This window comes from Chryseobacterium carnipullorum, from assembly GCF_900142785.1.
GTDB lineage: Bacteria > Bacteroidota > Bacteroidia > Flavobacteriales > Weeksellaceae > Chryseobacterium > Chryseobacterium carnipullorum.
In genome coordinates this window covers 47825-66513 of record NZ_FRCD01000003.1, presented here as the reverse complement: position 1 = coordinate 66513, position 18689 = coordinate 47825, and the positions used below count along the sequence as shown (strand labels likewise).

The following is an 18689-nucleotide window of genomic DNA, read 5'->3' as shown; positions in this document are numbered from 1 at the left end:
ACATATGAAACAAATAATCAACACAGTTAATGCACCTGCAGCAATCGGGCCTTATTCACAAGCTAATATGGCAAACGGAATTTTATATATTTCCGGACAGATTCCTGTAGATCCGGCAACTGGTAAATTGGTAGAGGGAATTGAAAAGGAAACGCATCAGGTAATGAAAAACCTTGAGGCTATTCTTACAGAAGCAGGAATGACCTTTAAAAATGTTGTGAAAGCGACCATCTTCCTTAAGAGCATGGATGACTTTGCAGTAATGAATGATATTTATGCTTCATATCTTGATGCAGACAGCTATCCGGCTCGTGAGACTGTACAGGTTTCATGTCTGCCTAAGAATGTTGATATTGAAATTTCTATGATTGCACATCAGGATTAATGAATTTTATTAGAAATACAATTGCGGTTCTGGTAGGCCTTGGTATAGCGGGGCTTATGATCACCCTTGGCATAAGGGTTTTTCCGCAATGGATCACTTTCGAAGCTTTTGCTCCTTTCGAGCATTGGCAGAGATTCCTTTTCAGCATGAAAGATGATAATGCATTTTTCGGATTTCTGCTGTTTATTTCCGGGCTGGGTTCTACCATAGGGGGAGTGGCTACTGCACTTATTGTGAAGTATGCTAAGGTAGCCTATGCTATTCTTATCGGCTTTATTATGCTTTTTATTGCCATGCTGGATGTTATTATATTTCCATACCATCCTACGTTTTATAAGATTTCTATTTTCCTTACGTTTTTCCCGTTTTCGTGGATAGGGGGAAAGATCGTAGAAGTTATTTATGAGCGGAACAAGAAGAAAAGGATTGCTGAGAAAATGAATAAAACAAAATAAAAAAAACGCTGCAAATTTGCAGCGTTTTTCGTTGATATGAAAAAGACAATTGTCTTTGTTTGTTAAGGCATTTTGAATCCTTTTGTATAGATTCTACCGTAGTCATCTACAAATTTCACCTGTACATTACCCTGGTATTTCTCAAGAACCTTTTCTACATCTTTCTGTGAATTCACCGGCTTCCCGTTGATCTCAATAATGATATAATTATCTACGATTCCGATCTTAGCCATTTCGCTTCCTTCACTTACATTTTTAGCAACCACTCCACTGTTTAATCCGTATTCTGTTTTGAATTTTTCAGTAAGCGGATCAAAGTCTGCTCCAATTTTTTCAGTGACGCTCAGGTCAGCTTTTGTTCTGGTAGTCGTACCTCCCTTCTGGTCTTTAAGCGTTACCGTAGTCGTACTTTCTTTCCCGTTTCTGGCATAAGTTACCTGAACTTTATCACCAGGACGTTTGCTTCCGATAGACATGGAAAGATCCGCAAAGTCGGTAATATCATAGCTGTCGATCTTCGTGATGATATCCCCTTTTTTCAGACCTGCATCTTCTGCACCGCTGCTATCTCCGAATCCTGTTACATAAACTCCCGCACCGGATTTAATATTGGTTTTGAACTGCTTGTTGTATGCCGCTACCTGCTGATCATTGGAAAGGTCTAATGATGACACCCCTAAGAATCCTCTTTGTACAATTCCGAATTTCTTGATGTCCTCAACAATCTTTCTTGCTAAGTTAGCCGGAACTGCAAATCCATATCCCTGATAATAACCTGTAGTAGACTGGATCGCAGAGTTGATTCCGATAAGATCACCATTGACATTAACCAATGCTCCGCCTGAGTTACCCGGGTTGATGGCTGCATCGGTCTGGATAAAGCTTTCAATAGGGTTTGTGGCTTTGCCCTGACCTCCCAGGATGCCAATTCCTCTGCCTTTCGCAGAAACAATACCTGCCGTTACCGTAGAGTTCAATCCAAGCGGGTTACCTACTGCAAGTACCCATTGTCCGACTTCAATATTATCCGAATTGGCAAAATTTAAATAGGGTAGACCTTTTTCTTCAATCTTTAATAAAGAGATATCTGTGTTTGGATCTGTTCCTACAAGCGTGGCTATATAAGATTTTTTATTGCTTAATACGACCTCCAGTTTATTAGCTCCTGCTACAACATGGTTGTTGGAGATGATATATCCGTCCGGTGAAATGATCACCCCGGATCCCATTCCCGACGGCATATTGTCCGGAGCCTGCTGCTTCTGTCTCTGTTGTCCTCCTCTTCCTCCGAATGGATCTCCGAAGAAGAAGTCAAACAGATCCTGCTCTGAAGCTCTGCTCGTTGATCTGCTTTGGTAATTTTTAATGGTTACCACCGCAGGAACGGTAGTTTTTGATGCCTTTACAAAATCGTCGCCCACAGTTCCTGTATTCATTCCTACAAATGATGCATTAGGAGCTGCTGATGTAAAGTAAGACTGGTCGCCATTATTAGATTGATGACCGAAATATTGTAAGGTGCCAACAGTAGTAGCTCCGGAGATCACTCCGACTACCGCAAATGGTAATAGTTTTTTTAAAGTACTCTTCATTGTATATCTTTCTTTTTTTATTTATTGATTTTTTTGTTTTACCGTAAACAAATTTAATGCTAAATAAGTAAGCAATTAGCATGCTGTGTTTCAATTTTAACTAAAATTTAACGGCTATTATGTCATTTTATGCATTATGTCATAATGTTGAATAATGTATTAACAAAACTTAAAAAAATATTAAAGTAAAAATGTGACATTTTGTAAGCAGGAAAAGGAAAAAATGTCAAGATTAAGGTACAACAATTAATTGAGATGTCTGATATCTGTCAATTGTTCACCAATAATACGTATCATGTAGTATTCATTGGCCATCTGCACACTATATGATTTTCCCAAAAAAAAGAACTCAATTGAAAAATTACTATATTTGCAAAAATATTTTTCTCACTTAAAACGTTTATAGCATGCAACTGTATAACACCTTAAGCGCAGAAGAAAGAGCTCAACTTATTGATGAAGCTGGTAAGGAACGTCTTACATTGTCTTTCTATGCGTATGCCAAAATTGAAGATCCCAAAAAATTTCGCGACGAATTATTTATAGCCTGGAACGCACTGGATGCATTGGGTCGTATTTATGTTGCTCATGAAGGAATAAATGCTCAGATGAGTGTTCCTGCAGATCAGTTGGAAGCATTTCGCGATACACTTGAAGGGTATGAATTTATGAGAGGAATTCGTTTGAATGTTGCGGTTGAGCAAGATAACCATTCCTTCTTGAAATTAACGATTAAAGTAAGACATAAAATTGTTGCTGACGGTCTGAATGATGATACATTTGATGTTACCAATAAAGGAGTTCACCTGAAAGCACAGGAATTTAATGATTTACTGGAAGACCCCAATACCATTGTGGTTGATTTTAGAAATCACTACGAAAGTGAAGTAGGGCACTTCGAAGGAGCAATTACTCCGGATGTAGAAAATTTCAGAGAAAGTTTACCGATCATCAACGAACAATTACAGGATTTTAAAGAAGATAAAAATCTTTTGATGTATTGTACAGGAGGAATTCGTTGCGAAAAAGCGAGTGCCTACTTCAAACATCAGGGTTTTAAAAATGTATTTCAACTGGAAGGCGGGATTATTGAATATACCCGTCAGATCAAAGAAGAAGGAATAAAAAGTAAATTTATCGGTAAGAACTTCGTATTCGATCACCGTTTGGGAGAACGAATTACAGACGACATTATTTCAAAATGCCATCAGTGTGGGAAACCTTGTGATAACCATACCAACTGTTCTAATGATGCCTGTCATTTGTTATTTATCCAGTGTGACGAGTGTAAAGCGGTAATGGAAAATTGCTGTTCTAGCGAATGTCTGGATATTACACATTTACCTTTAGCGGAACAGGTAAAATTAAGAGAAGGACTGCAGGTGGGAAATAAAGTGTTTAGAAAAGGAAAATCTGATGCTTTGAAATTTAAAACCTCGGGTGACTCTTCAGTTCAACCTTTAGCAAAAGCACAAACCAAAAATATCCGCAAGAAAATAACCGTAAAAAAAGTACTGCTTGGAAAGGCAGAACATTATTATACAAAATCAAAGATTGCACAGTTTTTGATTGAAAATAAAGAAATTTCAGTAGGAGATAAGGTATTAATTTCAGGTCCGACAACCGGTGAGCAGGAAGTAACGATTACAGAGATTCATGTAAACGGAGGTCCTTGTGAAACGGCAAAAGTTGGAGATCAGATCACTTTTGAACTTCCGTTCAGAGTTCGTCTATCCGATAAATTATATAAAATTTTGCCACCTTCTGAAAACGCATAATGTAAAAATGACTATTGTGAAAAATGACAAGCTTGTCTGATAAAAATGATTCAATCATGATAAAAGCAGAGCTTAGAAAGAAATATATGCAGAAAAGAAAAGCCTTGTCAGTTGATGAGGCTTTCTCATTATCTGAAAGAATACTTGAAGCGTTTTTAGATTATTTTAAACCTGTTGCAGGGCAGAAGGTGCATATTTTCACCCCAATCAGGAAGTTTAATGAGATTGATACCAAGATCTTTATTCATGCTTTTTTAGAGAAGAATATCCGCGTTTTTGTTCCCAAAGTGATCGCAGAAGATTTGATATCCGTCGAGATCAATGAGGATACGCTATTTGAAACCAGCAATTGGGGAATTGAAGAACCTGGTTCCAATGAAGACTCCGGAGAGCATCATTTTGACTATGTAATTACCCCTTTACTCTATGGGGACCAAAAAGGGAATAGAGTAGGCTACGGAAAAGGATTTTACGATGCCTTTTTCCAAAGTATTTCGCCCGCATCAAAAAAAATTGGGATCAACTACTTTAGTCCGGATGAACAGATCGATGATGTCTGGGAAAATGATATTCCCCTGGATTATTTAGTCACTCCTACCGAGGTGCTGTCTTTCTTTAACGGACTCGAATAGAAATCCAGGAAATAAAATTTAAATTCTTTTTTGATCATCGGAGTTGACAGCAAAATGTACTGAGCATTTTTCTCAAATGTTCCCAGAGACTTATTTTTGGCGTCAAAGTATTCCAGATTGAATTTAGCGTAATCCAAAGTATCTTTTTTATAAAACTCTTTATACACGTTCAGACTATTGACTTTAACTGATTTCACTTTCAGGCTGTCCAGTTCTCTGAACAGTTTTCTGAACGTCATAGAATCCGGCTTATGGAAATAGCTTTCCATTTGTGAAAAAATAACGGTGTCTATTTCTGTATTTCTGTTGCCGGATAAGTAAAGCGTGGAAAGATCAAGAAGTTCCTGTACTTTCTGTTTGGTAATAGAATTAATGGCCTGCATGCTGTCCATCTGTACCGCAGGGTAGCTTTTTACATTCGTGCTGTTTCTAAGTTTATCAAGATCGCTTACTTCAGTCTTTTTATTATTGCAGGAAACCAATGCTAAAAAAACAACGGTGAACATTAAAAATTTATTTATTCTCTTCATCTGTGGTGGCAATTTTAAATTTGATCGATACGATTTTTCCTTTGATATCCTTTTTCATCTCTATTACATTTAGGTTCTTAAGAGAGGTGGTAGGTGTCGTTACCAGCGTGATATATTTTTGCTTATCCAGTCTTTCTATACCGTAGGTTTTGTTATCATACACCTGATAAATAACGGCATTGTTGCTGATCAGGTTTTCCAGTTGGTTTCTTTTCTGCTTGATAAGCGCTACCTGCTCTTCAGGATTACCGCCTTTGACATCTTTAATGGAGAAATAATAAGCGGCCATCTTATAATCATCAGGCTTCAGTTCTATCATTTCTTCGTCCGGAGCATTTTCCAGATTTCTGTTGACCTCCAGATACTCATAGAAGGGAGCACTGATCTGCATTTTAAGATTTTTATCCTTGGTAGAGTAATAAAAACACTCTCCCGGTTTTATTTTAAACAAAAGCGGTGATTCATTTTCTTTGATCACTCTTATTTCAAGGGTATTGATGGCGGCAACGCCACGGTCTTTGTCCGTAAAACAATATTTGTAGGTTTTCGAAAAAATTTCATCCTTAAATCCAAGAATTCCGGTAATGGTAATTAATATCGAGGTGATAATGGCCCAGGCATTCTTTTTGAAGAAATTTTTCCTGGGTGTAGAAGAGGGAATTTCGATATTTGTAGATGCAACTGTTTTTTCTTTAGTTGATTGATTATCAGTAGTTGATTTTTGTAAATCTAAATTTTCCTGAGGAAAATATTCGATATTTTTCGCTGGAATTTCTGTTTTTGGCAAATCCAGGGCTGCAGAGACTGTTTTTTCCAATTCATTTATTTCTTCTTCCTCAAGATCTTCATTTTCCTGCAGCAATTCTCCCGCAAAAAGATGCTGTTTCTTGAAGTCGTACCATGAATCATATCCCGCATAGATACTCAATAAATTGAGCATATCGATCCGGGGTAATTTGGTAACCGGTGAAGTTTTGAAATAGGTGTAAAATGACTTTTCACTGATGTTGCCTTTTGCCTTTTTGCGAAGGTCTTCCTGAAAATATATGATATCTATACCCTTCCATTTTGAAATATCATCATGGGAAGAGCTCGATTCTTTTAAAAATTCGGTCTGAACATCCTTTTTTAGCTGTTCAAAATGTAATAGATCTAAATCTGTCAATTTTTATAAAATAATTAAATTGTTGATTATCAGCAATGTTTTTTTGTAAAACTATTTTACAAATGTATTACAATTATTTTTCATAAACAACTTTTCTATCTGGTCTACCTTTGTCTTGTTCAAATAACGGAACAGAAGAAAATTTATATAAAACAATATTAACAAAATTAAATTTAATTTATTATGAAAAAGTCATTATTCGTAGCTGCTATCGCTGCAATCTCTCTAGTTGCTTGTAAAAAAACTGAAACTACTTCTACTGAAGGAGCTACTGATTCTGCTGCTGCTAACGTAGCTGATTCTGCTGCTGTAGTTTCTGATTCTGCTGCTAAAGTAATTGATTCAGCTGCTAACGTTGCTGTTGACGCTACTAAAGATGCTGCTGCTGCTACAACTGCTGCTGGTGCTGACGCTGCTAAAGCTACAACTGAAGCTGCTGCTGACGCTGCTAAAGGTGCTGCTGATGCTGCTAAAGGTGCTGCTAAAGATGCTGCTAAAGAAGTTAAAGACGCTGCTAAGAAATAATTCTAGCAATAGCTTAACAATAAAAGAACCGTTTCACTTTGTGAGACGGTTTTTTTATGCTTTATATTTTAGGAAATCAGGGGTTCACCTGTAATTTTTAAAAACCTTTAATAGGGACAAAACTAGTTTTAGACATTAACAAACTTCCCTCTCCGAGCTTTAAGGATTCTTTTCAGACCTTACCCTTTCTTCTGCCTTAAAGATTCATAGCAGGTAATTGCCACAGCATTACTCAAATTCAAAGAGTCAATACTTCCGGCCATAGGAATCAAAGTGTTTTTTCCCTTGCCTGTCCAGAAATCACTTAATCCGGAATGCTCCGTTCCAAACAAGACTGCCGATCGCTCTCTGAAATCTCTTGTATACAGATCTTCAGCGGTCTCGTCCATAAGCGTAGTGTAGATGTTGAACTTATTTTTCTGAAGAAATTCAAATGTTTCATCATTTCCTGCATCATAAACCTTCATTCCAAAGAGACAGCCTACACTTGAACGGATAACATTAGGGTTATAAAAGTCGGCCTTTCCATCCGCAACAATCAGGGCATCTATTCCAAAAGCTTCACAGCTTCTGAGGATTGCTCCTAAATTACCAGGCTTTTCGACCCCTTCCACAATAATAACGGTAGCGTTTTCTTGAGGAATAAATGATGAAAGAAGATTTTCTTTGGTTTGATAGATTCCGAGAATCCCTTCAGAACTTCCTCTGTAGGCTATTTTTTCGTATACTTTTTCGCTTACATAATGGATTCTGCTTTCAGGAAGCTTTCCCTTAAAGATGTTTTCACACACAAAAAACTCTACAGGTTCAAAGTGATACTGTAAAGCCCTTTCGTTCTCCTGCTGTCCTTCAACAACAAAAACTTTTGATTTTTTACGGAACCTGTTGTCAGCCAATAGTTTGGTGACGTTTTTTACTTTTTCGTTTTGAAAGCTTTCTATCAACATCTTGCAAAATTATGCAAAATTTGTGATTAGGCCTGTTTCGTTTTAGAGAAAAGGGATTTTATAAGGCCGGTCAATCGTATTTTCTTCTGAATTAATCTTTTGAAACAGGTTGGGTTTCCGGCTTAGATTTTAAGAGAAGTAAGCTTCCGATAAACATCGTAACACAGCTTGCAATCCAAACATAATATCCTAAACCAAAGCCCGTAATCGGGTATTTGTGGCCTGCTTCATCAACGATTATTTCTGTTTCTGTTACATAATAGAGAGCTACGGCTACAGAAAGTAAACCTAAAAAAGCGGCAATTTTGGGTTGTTTAACCAAAAGGAATACCCATGAAAAAAGCAATATAGGATTGGCCAGCCATGAAGTTCCGTCTCCCGTGAGATCTGTCCAACCAAACAGGAAAAGGGTAAGACCATAGACTTCACTGCCTTTTTTGGTAAAAACTGCTGGCAAAATCAGGGAAATCATGAAAATGACGATACTGATAATTAAAATAATGTAACTTTTTTTCATACGATTATTGGTCTGTTTCTATAAAGTTGCCATTGTCAATAAGACTTTGAGGCAGATCTTTTTTGTTTTTGATGCCGAGAGATTTCAGTTTCTGAGTCTGGATCACCAGATTGTCATTTCCAGTATACAGCTGTTTGTATGCATCATTGTAAACATTTTTAGCCTGATCGAGATTTTTCCCGACCTTATCCAGATTGTCTACAAAACCTACAAACTTATCGTACAGTTTTGCTCCACGCTCAGCGATCTCCATAGAATTTCTGTTCTGGTATTCGCGTTTCCAGAGATCTGCGATGAGCTTCAGGGAAGTGATCAGGTTACTAGGATTTAAAAGCAGGATCCTTCTTTCATAAGCAAAATTCCAAAGATTCGGGTCAGCTTGCATCGCGGCGATATAAGCGGGTTCACTTGGAATAAACATCATGACAAAGTCCAATGATTTCCCATAATCATCATACGCTTTCTGACTCAGTTGCAGGATGTGATTTTTGATGGAACCTAAATGCTGGCTCAGTTTGACCGCGTAGACATCCTGATCGGTCTCGTCTACCAGTTCCGTAAAAGCGGTAAGTGATACTTTGGAATCAATGATCACATTTCTTTCATCAGGATATTTTATAACAGCATCAGGCCGCATTTTTTTGCCGGAAAATTCAGAGAAAAGGGCTTTACTATCTTCATCACGAAGTTCATGCTCCAAGAAATATTCTCTTCCTTTTACAAGTCCGGATTTTTCAAGGATACTTTCAAGGATCATTTCTCCCCAGTTTCCTTGAGTTTTACTTTCTCCTTTTAATGCCCGGGTCAGTTTTTTCGCATCTTCAGAGATTTGCTGATTCAGTTCTGCCAGTTCTTTTACCTTTTCCGCGAGAGAAAAGCGTTCCTTGTTTTCCTTTTCGTAAGCCTCATTCACTCTGTTTTTCAGATCAGTGATCTTTTCCTGGAAAGGCTCAAGGATATTTTTTAAATTACTTTGGTTTAAGGTTGTGAATTTTTCCGTTTTTTCATCTAAAATTTTATTGGCCAGATTTTCAAACTGCAGCTTTGATTCATCCTGAATTTTTGTGATTTCCTCTTTCTGGGTGTCAAGGGAATGCTGCAGGCTTTCATTTTTGGCAGAAAGTTCAGAATTTTTCGCGAAAATATGCTGCTTCTCGGATATCAGATTCTCTATTTGAGACGTTTGCTTTACATTAAGCTGTTTCTGTTCCAGAAACTGGGAGTTTAAGGAAGTGTATTCCGCAGAGATCTTCGCATATTCATTTTTCAGATCGTTCAGAAGGTCTGTTTGCAGTTGGTTTTGTTCTTTTTCTCTGTAGATATTTTCATTCAGTTCCTGTATTTTCAAATTCAGGTTTTCCAGATCCGAATGATTTTTGATATGCAGATGATTCAGTTCATCATAAGAACTTCTTGAAACCATCGATGATTTTAAGGCAAAATACAAAATCACGGCTCCCAGAACTCCGCCGGCAATACATCCAATAATTAAATAGGTCATCTCCATGTTTCAAAATTACAAAAAGAAAAATTAATTGGGATTTAAAATAATGATCCGGAAGATGGGAGAGAAGGGCTGAAAGTTATCCTATAACAGATAGAATTTAAACGGTCTTGGTTAAAGATAAAATTTCAATATTCTTTACTACATCGGTGCTTTCGCATTTTTTCAGTTCTTTGGTTAATGCAGGCGTCAGTATTTTGGGATTTACAATCTGTGAGGCGACTTTTGCCGCAGCATAATCTACAATGTTGATGAATGATTCTCTTAAGAAGTTGGGTGTGTTGGACGCAATAACGGCTGTTGCCCAGGAGGTTTCCCTTGCTTTGGAAATCGCAAAATCGAGAACGGCATTATCTTTTCCGTTGGAAATTTTGTCGATGAGATCCACGGGATAGCATATTTTATTCAAAGCGTCCTGAACCTGTTGGTTGATGGAGGCGATGACTGTATTGATGGTTTCAAAATCTTTTTTGAGCGGATTTATTTTACGATAGGGCATCACTGTGGCTGCAGAAATCCCGAGATCCAGATTAATGTGGGCATTCATTCCCAGAAAAATGTGTTGTAAGATCAAAAGATTTTTATTTTTCGTGGCTTCAAAGGCGGTGTACCACGATTGGCTGCATTTTTTTCCTTTGCTGTAATTTTCCCATGCTTCCAGATATCTTTGGGCAAAAGCAATATCTAAAGAAGTCATTCTTGGGTTGTCTTCAAATTTCTTCTGTTGAATTCCTTTTAGTACCTGGGCTGTCATAATCCGGTAGGTGCAGGCAAAATATCCGGCCGGACTTTGGTTTTCTTTGCACCAAATGATGATGGTATCCAGTTTTTGCAGAACTTCTTCAATGGTTTTCATGGTGGTTTTTGTTTATTTAAAGATAATAAAAAAAACAATGATCATTGGTGTGCAGCTTTGATAGCGAATCAAGTGACCTTTTTAATAATGAAAAAGTGAGCCGGAAAGCTCACTTTATTTTTATGGATCAGATTATGGCGTGATGATAATCGGATCTGGAAAAGGTTCAAGAACGAGTGGTTTGCAAATGGCAGCCGCTGCGCATCCTCCCCCCATGCATACAAAATTTGTCATAGTGGTAGATCCGTCAGGACATCTGATCAAGGCTTCACCAGGGCATCCTCCCGGACATGGTGCCGGATATAAATACCCGCCGAATACTTCTTTCAGTTCTGTTCTTGAAAGTTTTGATAGGTTCGTTTTTTTCATGGAATTAATTTTTTTGTTGGTTTTAATTTGTATAATTCTGAAAATGAATGCCTAAGATAGTAAAAAAATAAATCAATATGTAACGTTTTGGTGATTTATTTAGGTTTTTATTCAACCTTTTCGTGAAAGATTGCTATTTGTATGCTGTGTGCTTTTTATAATTCATTCAATAGTTTTTCTGAGTTCCATACGGTTGCAAATTCATCATTTAAATTGGCAAGACTGGTCAAGTGTATTAATTCTGAATCATATTTTTCTCCATGTATTCCTATCCTGTCAAAGGTAGCAGTGGCGTCTGAAATTACGTAGGTCTCGTACCCGAAATTTCCTGCCATTCTAGTGGTTGTTGAAACACAATGATTGGTTGTTATTCCAATAATCACTAAAGTATTGATATCCTGCTGATCGAGCTGTTCTTTTAAATTTGTTCCTATGAAAGCGCTGTTTACATGTTTTGTAATCACAGGCTCATTGTTTTTTGGAAGTACATAATCATTAAATTCAAATCCGGTATGGGTTTCATGCAGTTTTGAATCGGGATTTAATGAGCTGTGTCTGATGTGGAATACAGGCAGGTTGAGCTCTCTCCATTTTTCTAATAATTTTCCACTGATCTGTTCTGCTGTTTTGTTATTTCTGTTTCCTCCCCAATATTTTTCATCAAGAAATCCTTTTTGAATATCAATTAAAAGTAAGGCTGGCTTTTTATGTTGAAGTTTCATATACACTGATTTTAATAGTATATCTAATAAATTGGATTAACTTCCTAAGTACATTGATTAGAGCGGTGTCTCATACTTTTGTTCTTCGGTATCGTTGGCGGTGAGGCCTTCAAAGAATATATGATCACCAAGATCTTTATTAGCCACTTGATTTTCTAACTGAAAGAGCAGATCCAGAGCTGTGAAATAGGTACCGTTGCTGGCTTTCAGTCTTGCACAAAATTCTACCTGAAATAGACTGTGGTCGCTATTATCTTCGTTAAAGGCATTAGCTTCGTCTGTTACTGTTTCATTGGATGAGATATCCTCTTTTCCTTTGATCCAGGCTTCATAGCAAACGTCTATCTCAGGAGTATTGATCACTATTTGATCTGCATCCCAGATCGCCCTTTCTTTTAAAATAACAGTTTGGTAGTGCGCAATTTCTTTATTGAAATCTTCAATTTTGCTGTAATGATGATTCTTAAAAGCCCAAACTATATTTGAAAGTACCCTCATTTTAATAAAGCACTATTTTTTCCCCTCTTTAAGTCTTTTAATTTCCTCTTCCAGCAAGACAATGTATTTCTGAAGATTATCTATAACCGAATTCGGGATATTGTAATTATTGCTATTGTTTCCATTAACATTGTAAATTCCAGCCTGATCATTAATGGTATTGTATTCATTATTGACAACTACGGAAATCTCTTCTTCCTCATAGATTTCTTCCACAGGAACGTCTAAAAATTTCGCAATTTTATCCCATTCATTTCGGGTGATCTTTACACCTCCGCTTTCTTTTCTGCTGTAGTTGGACACATCTGTTGCTATAAAATCGGCGATTTCCTGTTGGGTGAAGCCTTTTTGTTTTCGTACTCTGCGTAATTTTTCTTTTTCCATAATCGGTCTTTTTACAAAATTGTGAAATTATTTGTATCCTTCAAAATTTCCGGGATATTTTTCCTGCAATATATATTATGGATTTCCTTTAGATATTTCGTCGTGATGTTTCAGATACAAAGGCAAGGCGGCAGATCCGTACCACGGAAAAATTTCATAACTGAAAACGCCGGCCTGTACCGCAGGGTCCGTTTTTACCCATTGCTCAGCTTCCCCTTTAGATTGTGTATTGAAGATGAACATGCCACGGTAGTTTTCTTTGTTTTTCTCCAAAAACGGTCCGGCCACTACGATTTTTCCTTCGTCAGCCAGTTTCCCGATATTGGTCATGTGACCTTTCATCAGGTCTCCCATTTTGGCTTTATCTTCAATTTTTGTGGCACCGGTGGTCAGCATTACGATGGTGTAGGCTTTCATTCCATACTGATCGGCACCCAGAGAGGTTGCTAGTTCCTGATTGAATTTTGCCTTTTCTTTTTTCTTTTCCTGGGCAAAAGATAAGGTGGCGATCAAAACACTAAGCGGTAAATAAATTTTTAATCTCATAGCATTGGTTTTATAAGTCTATCCTCTGAAATCTGAAATCTAATTTAATCTTTTATTCTCAGGAATTCTTTAGCCAGTTCAATCATTTTTGGATCACCTGTGTATTTTCCATGTTCGTCGGAAAGTTTTACGGTTGGGATCCATTCTTTGTTTTGGGCCTGTACGCCAATCAGTTTCATAACGATATTCATTGGTTTTAAGCCTACGTCATTGGTAAGGTTGGTCCCGATTCCGAAAGATACGCCAATCTTTCCGCGGCAATAATTGGTGATTTCCTCCACTTTTTCAAGGTTCAGAGCATCGGAGAAAATAATGTATTTAAATAAAGGATTGATTCCGTTGTTTTGGTAATGCGCGATTGTTTTGTCTGCAAATTCCAGAGGATCACCGCTGTCATGGCGAACGCCGTCAAACAGTTTTGCAAACTTCTTGTCAAACTGCTGAAAGAAAACATCCGTAGTATAAGTATCGGAAAGGGCAACTCCAAGATCACCTCTGTACACATCTACCCAGTGTTCCAGCGCCAGCTCGTTCGCCATTTTGAATCCGTATTCTGCTGCGTGGAACATAAACCATTCGTGAGCGTGGGTGCCTATTGGCTTTACGCCATATTTCATCGCAAAATGTACATTGGAGCTTCCGATGAAAGTGGAGGGCTTGTTTTGCGTTAAAGCTTCCATCACCAGATTCTGTACCTTATAGGAATGTCTTCTTCTGGTCCCGAATTCTGCGAAATTTACACCAAGTTTTGCCAGGGAATCTGCTTTTTCCAGAGTTCTGCTCATCACGATATCATTAGAATCCCTTTCCATATGGTTCATTTCGTAATGAAGCTCACTGATTAAGGCTAATAATGGAACTTCCCAAAGGATTGTTCTGTACCAGAGTCCTTCCACCGTTACAGAAAGCTCACTGCCTTCCTGATGAATTTTCACCTCGGAAGGATCATAATGATATCCTTCCAGAAAGTCAAGATAGGGCAGGTCTATATAAGGACAGGTTCTTGCCATGAATTTTTTTTCATCCTTGGTAAGTTTCAGTTCCGCCATTTTGTTGACGGCTTCTTTTAAAGCGGCATCAAAGCCTTCCGGAAACTGGTGCTTTCCTCTGTTGATGAATTCATATTTTACAATAGAACCTGGAAATAGTTTCACCACGGCATTCTGCATGGTTATTTTATAGAAATCGTTATCCAGAATGGACTTTAATCGAACGTCGTGCATAATATGTGTAATTTTAACGCAAATATAGGTATTTAAAATAAAAAACCGCCTAAATGTAAGGCGATTTTTTTATTTATCTGTTGATTTCTGCAGGTTACTTCCCTAAATAAGAATTGTACATCCATACTTCTTTTTCCTGTTCTGTGATGTAGTCGCTCATCTGAGAATTGGTTCCTTCATCTCCTGCTGCATCGGTAATGTCAAGAAGTTCTCTTTGTAAGTCGATTACCACTTTGAAAGAGTTCAGGATAAGTTCTACGCTCTTATTGGCATCAGTAACTTCTTTACTTTCTTTAATCGTTGATACTTTTAAATAGTCTGAATAGTTGTGGGCAGGAGTTGCGCCTAAGGTCAGAATTCTTTCTGCAATTTCATCAATCTTCAGGACAAGGCTGTTATATAATTCTTCAAATTTCGGGTGAAGAGTAAAAAACTGTTCCCCTTTAATATTCCAGTGAGAACCTCTTGTGTTCTGATAGAATACAGAATAGTTGGCTAAAAGGACGTTAAGTTTTTCTGAAATGTTTTTACAGTCGGCTTCTTTCAGGCCGATAATGCTTGCATTTTTCATATGTTTATTTTTTATACTAACAAATTTAGAAAATATTGTGCCGAAAAGCTTTCAAGGCTGATAGAAGATAACTATCAGAAAGTTTTTTAAAATAGTTTGGAAGTATAATTTGGGGGCTTCAATTAATTAGCAATCATTATTCGTACGTAAGTTTTGTACAAAATGATCATTTCAGCATATCTTATTATATAGGAATTGGGATACCGATTCAAAAATAGGGCAGTTAAAATAATAGAATAAAAATTTTACAATTATTTAATAGAGAGTCTCTCAGGAAAAATACTTTTCTTTTTTTTACTTTTTCTCAATGCACATCAGGGGTCTGTTAATTATCTCATCAGAAGCAACTGCTTTTTTATGTAAGTGTTTGATTTTAATTTTTATATAAGTTATTGTAGTTTGAAAAAATATTCCTATTTTTGCACCCTAAAATAAAAAGCAATTAAATGCCTACTATTCAACAATTAGTAAGAAAAGGAAGAGTCGCACTCACCAAGAAGAGTAAATCGGCTGCCCTTGATTCTTGTCCACAAAGACGAGGTGTATGTACGAGAGTATATACTACCACTCCTAAGAAACCTAACTCTGCACTTAGAAAAGTTGCAAGGGTAAGACTTTCTAACGGGAAGGAAGTCAACGCCTACATCCCGGGCGAAGGACATAATCTTCAAGAGCACTCGATAGTATTGGTACGCGGCGGAAGGGTGAAAGACCTACCGGGAGTACGTTATCATATCGTAAGAGGAGCATTAGACACTGCAGGTGTTAGTGGAAGAACGCAGAGAAGATCTAAGTATGGAGCTAAGAGACCAAAACCAGGTCAGGCACCAGCTGCACCAGCTAAAGGAAAGAAAAAATAATCATTAAATAAGGTACAGAAACAATGAGAAAGACAAAAGCGAAAAAAAGACCGTTGTTACCAGATCCGAAATTTAATGATCAATTGGTAACAAGATTTGTAAACAATTTAATGCTAGACGGTAAGAAGTCTATCGCATTCAAAATATTCTACGATGCATTAGACCTTGTAGAAGCTAAAAAAGGAGAAACTGAAAAAACTGCCCTTGAAATCTGGAAAGATGCATTAACTAACGTTATGCCTCACGTAGAAGTACGTTCTAGAAGAGTAGGTGGAGCTAACTTCCAAATTCCTATGCCAATCAGAGCTGACAGAAAAATTTCTATGGCAATGAAATGGTTAATCCTTTACTCTAAAAAGAGAAATGATAAGTCAATGGCTTTGAAATTAGCTAACGAAGTAGTAGCTGCTTCTAGAGAAGAAGGTGCTGCTTACAAAAAGAAATCTGATACTCACAAAATGGCGGAAGCTAACAAAGCTTTCTCACACTTTAAATTCTAATTAGAAATGAGTAGAGATCTTAAATTTACAAGAAATATTGGTATCGCTGCCCACATTGATGCGGGGAAAACTACCACTACAGAAAGAATCTTATTCTATACTGGTGTAAACCACAAAATTGGAGAAGTTCACGATGGTGCTTCTACAATGGACTGGATGGAGCAGGAAGCAGAAAGAGGTATTACCATTACTTCTGCTGCTACAACTTGTTCTTGGAATTTCCCAACAGATCAAGGTAAAATTTTACCTGAAAGTAAGCCTTACCACTTCAACATCATTGATACACCGGGACACGTTGACTTTACAGTAGAAGTAAACAGATCTTTAAGAGTATTAGATGGTTTGGTATTCTTATTCTCTGCAGTAGATGGAGTAGAGCCTCAGTCTGAAACAAACTGGAGACTTGCTGACAACTATAAAGTTGCAAGAATGGGATTCGTAAACAAAATGGACAGACAAGGTGCTGACTTCCTTAACGTGGTAAACCAGGTTAAGACGATGTTAGGATCAAACGCAGTTCCAATCGTTTTACCAATCGGTGCTGAAGAAGATTTCAAAGGTGTTGTAGACTTAATTAAAAACAGAGCGATCATCTGGGATGAAGCAGGACAAGGAGCTACTTTCGAAGTAGTGCCAATTCCTGAAGACATGAAGGCTGAAGTTCTTGAATACAGAGAGAAACTGGTAGAAGCTGTGGCTGACTACGATGATACTTTGATGGAGAAATTCTTCGAAGATCCGGATTCAATCTCTGAAGAAGAAATCAACGAAGCGCTAAGAAAAGCGACGATTGATCTTTCTATTATCCCAATGACTTGTGGTTCTTCATTTAAGAATAAAGGAGTACAGTTTATGTTGGATGCAGTATGTAAATACTTGCCTTCTCCATTGGATAAAGACGATATCAAAGGTACTGATCCTAGAACAGATCTTGATATTACAAGAAAACCAGACGTAAATGAGCCGTTCGCAGCTCTAGCATTTAAGATTGCTACTGACCCGTTCGTGGGAAGATTAGCATTCTTCAGAGCATACTCTGGAAGATTAGATGCAGGTTCTTATATCTTGAACACCCGTTCAGGAGATAAAGAAAGAATCTCCAGAATCTATCAGATGCACGCTAACAAGCAAAATCCTGTAGAATATATTGAAGCAGGAGATATTGGTGCAGCGGTAGGTTTTAAATCTATCAAAACTGGTGATACTATGTGTGATGAGAAACACCCAATCGTTCTTGAATCGATGGTTTTCCCTGATCCGGTAATTGGTATCGCTGTTGAGCCTAAAACTAAGGCTGACCAGGATAAAATGGGTAACGCTCTGGCTAAATTAGCTGAAGAAGATCCTACTTTCCAGGTTAAAACTGACGAAGCTTCCGGTCAAACGATTATCTCAGGAATGGGTGAACTTCACCTTGATATTCTTGTAGATCGTATGAGAAGAGAATTCAAAGTTGAAGTTAACCAGGGTCAACCTCAGGTAGAATACAAAGAAAATCTTACAAGAGTTGCTCAGCACAGAGAAGTTTACAAAAAACAATCTGGTGGTAAGGGTAAATTTGCTGATATCGTATTTGAATTAGGACCTGCTGACGAAGGTAAAATTGGTTTAGAATTCATCAATGAGATCAAAGGTGGTAACGTTCCTAGAGAATTTGTTCCTGCTATTGAAAAAGGCTTTAAAGCTGCAATGAAGAACGGTCCTTTGGCTGGTTTCGAAGTTGAAGGGATTAAAGTTGTTCTTAAAGACGGATCTTTCCACGCGGTGGATTCTGATGCTCTTTCCTTTGAAATGGCTGCTAAATTAGGATTTAAAGAAGCGGGACGTGCTGCTAAGCCAGTAATTATGGAGCCTATTATGAAACTGGAAGTTGTAACTCCGGAAGAATATATGGGTAACATCATTGGTGACCTTAACAAGAGAAGAGGGACAATCAGTGGTCAGGAAGAGAAAAACGGAGCTGTTGTAATCAAAGGTTCTGTTCCACTTTCTGAGATGTTTGGATATGTTACGACTCTAAGAACACTTTCATCAGGAAGAGCTACTTCTTCTATGGAATTAGAGAAGTATCAGGCTACTCCACAAAACGTTGCTGAAGAAATCATAGCTAAAGCAAAAGGTTAATTTTTT

Annotated in this window: 22 protein-coding genes; 8 read left to right on the top strand and 14 right to left on the bottom strand. The window is 37.5% G+C overall.

The features are described from left to right. Positions 1 to 4 precede the first annotated feature (4 nt). Positions 5 to 385 (top strand): RidA family protein, encoded by a 381-nt coding sequence (locus tag BUC06_RS04215; RefSeq protein WP_034738882.1) that lies wholly within the window; start codon positions 5 to 7, stop codon positions 383 to 385. Continuing rightward, on the top strand, positions 385 to 840 hold the full coding sequence (locus tag BUC06_RS04210) for a hypothetical protein (protein WP_073330139.1): 456 nt from the start codon (positions 385 to 387) through the stop codon (positions 838 to 840). Before BUC06_RS04215 ends, BUC06_RS04210 begins: the two co-directional genes overlap by 1 nt. A 62-nt stretch (positions 841 to 902) precedes the next feature. Here the strand turns inward: BUC06_RS04210 and BUC06_RS04205 are convergent, their stop codons facing one another. After that, positions 903 to 2432 carry a trypsin-like peptidase domain-containing protein gene (locus BUC06_RS04205; RefSeq protein WP_073330136.1) on the bottom strand — a complete coding sequence of 510 codons (1530 nt, stop codon included), beginning with the start codon at positions 2430 to 2432 and terminating at the stop codon, positions 903 to 905. Between the two features lie 407 nt (positions 2433 to 2839). On the opposite strand from BUC06_RS04205, the gene trhO reads away from it, so the two are divergent. Next, the gene (trhO, locus tag BUC06_RS04200; protein ID WP_073330133.1) at positions 2840 to 4210 is read left to right on the top strand and encodes an oxygen-dependent tRNA uridine(34) hydroxylase TrhO; all 1371 of its coding nucleotides are present in this window, start codon (positions 2840 to 2842) and stop codon (positions 4208 to 4210) included. 56 nt (positions 4211 to 4266) lie between these two features. Beyond that, positions 4267 to 4842, top strand: a complete 576-nt coding sequence (locus BUC06_RS04195; RefSeq protein ID WP_073330774.1) for a 5-formyltetrahydrofolate cyclo-ligase — start codon at positions 4267 to 4269, stop codon at positions 4840 to 4842. Here BUC06_RS04195 and BUC06_RS04190 read toward each other — a convergent pair. Both BUC06_RS04190 and BUC06_RS04185 read right to left on the bottom strand, forming a co-directional pair. Continuing rightward, positions 4791 to 5372 carry a hypothetical protein gene (locus BUC06_RS04190; RefSeq protein ID WP_083563955.1) on the bottom strand — a complete coding sequence of 194 codons (582 nt, stop codon included), beginning with the start codon at positions 5370 to 5372 and terminating at the stop codon, positions 4791 to 4793. The two genes, BUC06_RS04195 and BUC06_RS04190, sit on opposite strands and share 52 nt — an antisense overlap. Then, the gene (locus BUC06_RS04185; RefSeq protein ID WP_073330130.1) at positions 5356 to 6537 is read right to left on the bottom strand and encodes a hypothetical protein; all 1182 of its coding nucleotides are present in this window, start codon (positions 6535 to 6537) and stop codon (positions 5356 to 5358) included. Before BUC06_RS04185 ends, BUC06_RS04190 begins: the two co-directional genes overlap by 17 nt. Positions 6538 to 6720: 183 nt before the next feature. Between BUC06_RS04185 and BUC06_RS04180 the strand changes: the two genes are divergently transcribed. Then, positions 6721 to 7062 carry a hypothetical protein gene (locus BUC06_RS04180; RefSeq protein ID WP_073330127.1) on the top strand — a complete coding sequence of 114 codons (342 nt, stop codon included), beginning with the start codon at positions 6721 to 6723 and terminating at the stop codon, positions 7060 to 7062. Positions 7063 to 7241: 179 nt separating this feature from the next. On the opposite strand, the gene BUC06_RS04175 is transcribed toward BUC06_RS04180, so the two are convergent. The 11 genes from BUC06_RS04175 to BUC06_RS04125 form a co-directional block, all read right to left on the bottom strand. Beyond that, positions 7242 to 8009, bottom strand: a complete 768-nt coding sequence (locus BUC06_RS04175; RefSeq protein WP_073330125.1) for a TrmH family RNA methyltransferase — start codon at positions 8007 to 8009, stop codon at positions 7242 to 7244. 91 nt (positions 8010 to 8100) lie between these two features. Then, complete coding sequence (locus BUC06_RS04170) at positions 8101 to 8526, bottom strand: hypothetical protein (RefSeq protein WP_073330122.1); 426 nt, start codon at positions 8524 to 8526, stop codon at positions 8101 to 8103. A 4-nt stretch (positions 8527 to 8530) separates the two neighbouring features. Further along, positions 8531 to 10033 (bottom strand): DNA recombination protein RmuC, encoded by a 1503-nt coding sequence (gene rmuC / locus BUC06_RS04165; protein ID WP_394363673.1) that lies wholly within the window; start codon positions 10031 to 10033, stop codon positions 8531 to 8533. A gap of 97 nt (positions 10034 to 10130) precedes the next feature. Next, positions 10131 to 10886, bottom strand: a complete 756-nt coding sequence (locus BUC06_RS04160) for a DUF5995 family protein (RefSeq protein ID WP_073330119.1) — start codon at positions 10884 to 10886, stop codon at positions 10131 to 10133. A 132-nt stretch (positions 10887 to 11018) separates the two neighbouring features. After that, a complete protein-coding gene (locus tag BUC06_RS23485; protein WP_123877059.1) occupies positions 11019 to 11255 on the bottom strand; it encodes a hypothetical protein in 237 nt (78 codons plus the stop codon). 155 nt (positions 11256 to 11410) lie between these two features. Continuing rightward, positions 11411 to 11977: a cysteine hydrolase family protein gene (locus BUC06_RS04150; RefSeq protein WP_073330114.1), complete on the bottom strand. Its 567-nt coding sequence runs from the start codon at positions 11975 to 11977 to the stop codon at positions 11411 to 11413. Between the two features lie 57 nt (positions 11978 to 12034). After that, positions 12035 to 12475 (bottom strand): hypothetical protein, encoded by a 441-nt coding sequence (locus BUC06_RS04145; RefSeq protein ID WP_073330111.1) that lies wholly within the window; start codon positions 12473 to 12475, stop codon positions 12035 to 12037. 12 nt (positions 12476 to 12487) lie between these two features. Continuing rightward, positions 12488 to 12859 (bottom strand): helix-turn-helix domain-containing protein, encoded by a 372-nt coding sequence (locus tag BUC06_RS04140; protein WP_073330108.1) that lies wholly within the window; start codon positions 12857 to 12859, stop codon positions 12488 to 12490. A 75-nt stretch (positions 12860 to 12934) separates the two neighbouring features. After that, positions 12935 to 13405 carry a YciI family protein gene (locus tag BUC06_RS04135; protein WP_073330105.1) on the bottom strand — a complete coding sequence of 157 codons (471 nt, stop codon included), beginning with the start codon at positions 13403 to 13405 and terminating at the stop codon, positions 12935 to 12937. Positions 13406 to 13449: 44 nt separating this feature from the next. Then, a complete protein-coding gene (gene pncB / locus BUC06_RS04130; protein ID WP_073330102.1) occupies positions 13450 to 14628 on the bottom strand; it encodes a nicotinate phosphoribosyltransferase in 1179 nt (392 codons plus the stop codon). A gap of 94 nt (positions 14629 to 14722) precedes the next feature. Next, a complete protein-coding gene (locus BUC06_RS04125) occupies positions 14723 to 15199 on the bottom strand; it encodes a Dps family protein (protein ID WP_073330098.1) in 477 nt (158 codons plus the stop codon). A 446-nt stretch (positions 15200 to 15645) separates the two neighbouring features. Here BUC06_RS04125 and rpsL point away from each other — a divergent pair, with 446 nt between their 5' ends. The 3 genes from rpsL to fusA are packed head-to-tail and all read left to right on the top strand — an operon-like array spanning position 15646 to position 18683. Next, a complete protein-coding gene (rpsL, locus tag BUC06_RS04120; RefSeq protein ID WP_073330096.1) occupies positions 15646 to 16059 on the top strand; it encodes a 30S ribosomal protein S12 in 414 nt (137 codons plus the stop codon). A 23-nt stretch (positions 16060 to 16082) separates the two neighbouring features. Next, entirely contained in the window at positions 16083 to 16559 is a 477-nt protein-coding gene (rpsG, locus tag BUC06_RS04115; protein WP_028122161.1) for a 30S ribosomal protein S7, read from the top strand. A gap of 6 nt (positions 16560 to 16565) precedes the next feature. After that, on the top strand, positions 16566 to 18683 hold the full coding sequence (fusA, locus tag BUC06_RS04110; RefSeq protein ID WP_073330093.1) for an elongation factor G: 2118 nt from the start codon (positions 16566 to 16568) through the stop codon (positions 18681 to 18683). The last annotated feature ends 6 nt before the right edge of the window (positions 18684 to 18689 follow it).